We start from the raw sequence: 3,856 nt of genomic DNA, 5'->3' as shown, positions 1-3,856 counted from the left end.
GACTGGACAAATGAAGTGATCATTGCGCAAGAGTTGACAACGGCTTGCGAAAAAATCAATCCTTATCAAAATTTTGCACCCCTGCCTGGTACAGTAACCCTTGAACCCGCAACAGACTTTTGGCATGAACAACGCACCGATTGGCTCTCGGGTATCACCAATCAAATCATTATGGGAAAACATCGCGGCAGTACCATACGTAGAACAGAAGTAAGCGATAATTTCATCAACACACACCAAGAACAAATCGACTTTTTAAGACAAATTACCCTTCACTTTAAAATTGAAGGTTTTGGCAGTAGCGAAATCTTGGAAAGTCTTACCTTTGATGGTGTGAATGTTTTACCAAAGAGTCTCCTTATTGCCGATAGCAAGGGCACCCTTGAGGGCGCTTTCACGATTCCACAAAATATTACGGCTGGCACAAAAAACGTTGTGGCAAGGGGAAAAGGTGGAACCATTGCAACGGGGCTTTTTACAGGTCAAGGCGTGATTGATGTGAAAGTGATGCGGCGCACCACAACAGTGAAGATCTGGACGCAATTTGACCCACAAGCGCAAGTCTTTACCCCCGATGAAACACGGCAAATCACTGGAATTGACTTTCATCTTTGCAAAATCGGCAATCAGAACCATGATCTGGTGATTGATTTGGTCACTACAGAAAACGGTTATCCGACCGCCGATATTCAAGCACAAAGCTTTTATTCTATGAAGGGCGCAAAGCTAGGTTGGGCAGAGGCACGCTATGATGTCCCTTTGTTAGTCCCTAATGACCGTCTCACTGCTTTTGTCATTAAAACCGATGATGCTGATCATGCCGTTTCACTAGCAAAGCTTGGAGATTTTGATGCAGAACACCAAAGATTTGTCTCAAGTCACCCTTACGTGACCGGTCCACGCTTTTCTTCTGTCAATGCTAGGAGCTGGACTGCTCATCAAGATGAGGCTTTAGCCTTTCGAGTGCTGGCGGCACGCTACACACAAACAGAAAAAACCATTGATCTTGGCACTTTTGATCTTGTGGACTGCTCTGATTTACAAATACGCGCAGCCATTGAATTGCCTTCAAGCGATTGTTCTGTCATCTTTGAAATTGAACGAAACAATGGCACAATTTATCAACTGCTTCCCTTTCAATTGCTAAGCCTTACCGAATATATCAGTGAAAAGGTAAAGCTTCGCGCTATTCTCAAAGGGACAGAGAAGCTCTCACCTGTTTTGTTTGCTCCTGTTCAATTGATTGCAGGCAAGATCCATAAAACGGCCACTTATGTCACCCGTGCTTTTACCTTTGGAGAAAAGGCAAGGTTGACCAGTTATATCAAAACCTTTTTACCGGGCGGTGCAACCTTTACACTCGAGATGCAACTGGATGATGGTGCTTTCACCCCTCTCACATTAGAGGAAACAGAGCAGTTATCCGAGCCCCTTTGGACAGAGCGCAAATTTGTGAGCAGCGATAAAACAGCCAAACAAGCACGTTTGAAATTGACCCTTACCGGTGGACCAGCAGCGCGGTCCATGGTGTGTGATTTTGGCGCTGGCATATTGTGATGGGAGAACAGAGATGACAAAAACCAAAAAACTCGACATGGAATTGCCTAAAGAGGGGCGTTTTATCAGTTCTGAATTCCCAATCTTGCGCGAAAACTTGACAAAAATTGATCAGGCAATAGCCGATGTTGAGGACAAGGTAGACGAAAAAGCGCCTTCAAAACACACGCATACCATAAGCGAAATCACAAATCTAGAAAGCGCTCTCAATGGCAAAATGGCAGCGGATAAAACTTTCTCATTTGCTGATTTAAGCGATATCGAGGGTGCACACGATGCTGCCAACAATTATGTTCTCTATAAATCAAGCAACAATAACTTCACCTTTGGGAGTGCTGTCTCACTGTTAGGCGCACATCAACATAAAACCGAAGATATCGTGGGGCTTGATGATTTTAGAGCCAAGATCAATGAAGATCTCACAAGCTATGGTCGCTTAGCCAGCCCAAATGAATGGCAAAATTATAATAAATTTACCAGCAAAGTCACTATGAGTGGTGGCTTAGAACTGTTGGGTAATTCGTCGTTTAACCTTATCCATAATGGTGAAGTGGTTACCAATTTAAACACTAACGGAAGCACCTTGAAAGGACCTTTGAGGGTCGATGGAGATCTTGTTTATACGAAATCAGACATAGATATTCTCAAGCAAGAAATTAAAAAAATTAAACAAGGCTTAGTTGATAAACTCATTAATTGGTCTGCGCTTGCTGATGCTGAATTGCTCTATACACAGGATGGGAAAATTCAATGGCCTGATTGGGTAACGGATAAAACTAAAGTTGAGATCCAAGCATGGGGCGGTGGCGGTAGTGGTGGCGGAGCGGATACGCCAAGATTAGGAGGAGGTGGCGGCGGTGGCGGTTGTTCAGTCTGGTATGGCTATAAAGCCAGTTTAAACGGTCACCAGGATATCATCATTGGTAAAGGAGGCGCTTCTGTTGCATCACGCAGTGCGACAGGAAATTCTGGAGGAACAACAGCTGTTGGAAAGAATTTTATTACGGCGACAGGAGGACATGGTGGTGGGGGTGCTTCTGCCTATCAATCTCACACGGGATTTGGTGGTGGTACGACTACCTACTATTCAGGCGATGGCGGTGCTGGAGGAACAGGTGGAAACTTTGGTTTAGCAACGGATGAACATCCAGGAATTGCCAAAGGCGGAAATGGTTATGCTGGAACGAATGGAATTACGAGTAAAACAAGCGGTAATGGAGGCGATGCTGGAGGTGATACATCACGTGGTGGCTCTGGAGGAGTCGGCAAAGGTTCCTATAGTTCGGGAAAAGCAGGGCGTGGTTTTGGTGGTGGTGGTGCTGGCTCTCATGGAGATTCCTCTCCAAGCGGCGCTGGAGCTGATGGCGCTGTCCTCATAAGATTATGGAAAGATTAAATACAAAACCAAAAATAGCGCAAGTCAAATGGATAGCTTTTGTATGAGCAGGCTTATATGTTTTTAAGTCCTTTTATTGCTCTTTCAAAGCCCTTTAAAGAGCTTTTTGACTGACAGTGTCAGTCTTATGGAGCATGATGATGGTTGTTATAGTCTCTTCATTGATTTGGAGAGCAAGATGGCAACAGAATTTAATCATGGGATACGCATTGTAGAGGCTGGTGAGGATTCCCGTCCTTTAGCAACATTTGATCAGACCGCCATTGGGGCGGTTGTTACAGCCCCTGATGCTGACAACCAAGTTTTTCCCCTTAATGAGCCTGTGTTGGTCTTCACCCATGAGACAGAAAAAATCCAAAAGCTTGGAACAAGAGGCACAGCTCTTGATGTTATTAATGCTGTGTGCGCACAGGGGATTGAGGCACAAATTATCCTTGTGCGGGTAGAAGAAAAATCAACCATTGCTGAGACACAAACCGAAATGGTGGGATCCAATACTCACTTGACCGGTGTGCATGCTTTAGCGCATGCTAGAGGGCATTTGGGTGTGGAACCTGGAATTCTCTTAGCACCGGCTTATAGTGCAGGGCGGATTGACAATGGCAAAAACCCTGTGGCAGACGCTTTAGAACAGGTTGCAGAAAAGCTACAAGCGATTGCGGTTTTTGATACGGGGGGTAAAAACACGCAAGAAAGCCTTGCCTATCGTGCAGATTTTTCCTCACGCTTTTGTTATTTGATTGATCCCTTTGTACGGGTGGCAAATTCTGATGGAGGTGTGAGTATAAAACCGGCAAGTCCTTTTGCAGCAGCCATGTTTATCAAGCGGGACAAGCAAAGGGGCGGTGTTTTTTGGTCTCCTTCCAACCAAGATGTGCATGGCATTTTAGGGACAGCACGCCC

Annotated in this window: 2 protein-coding genes and 1 pseudogene; all 3 read left to right on the top strand. The window is 45.1% G+C overall.

Annotated features, from left to right (window positions below; all coding sequences use genetic code 11):
• Positions 1 to 1,557, top strand: a 1,557-nt coding sequence (locus ACFIQE_RS08925; protein WP_375707570.1) for a DUF4815 domain-containing protein, incomplete at its 5' end; no start/stop codon positions are given.
• Positions 1,558 to 1,570: 13 nt separating this feature from the next.
• Positions 1,571 to 2,953 carry a Bgr_08870 family protein gene (locus ACFIQE_RS08920; RefSeq protein WP_375707569.1) on the top strand — a complete coding sequence of 461 codons (1,383 nt, stop codon included), beginning with the start codon at positions 1,571 to 1,573 and terminating at the stop codon, positions 2,951 to 2,953.
• Between the two features lie 178 nt (positions 2,954 to 3,131).
• Positions 3,132 to 3,856 (top strand): annotated as a pseudogene (locus tag ACFIQE_RS08915) (phage tail protein); the annotation flags it as partial.

This window comes from Bartonella sp. AA1HLJMS (assembly GCF_042197445.1).
GTDB lineage: Bacteria > Pseudomonadota > Alphaproteobacteria > Rhizobiales > Rhizobiaceae > Bartonella.
The sequence above is the reverse complement of the archived record's forward strand: the minus strand, read 5'-3'. Positions and strand labels throughout refer to the sequence as shown.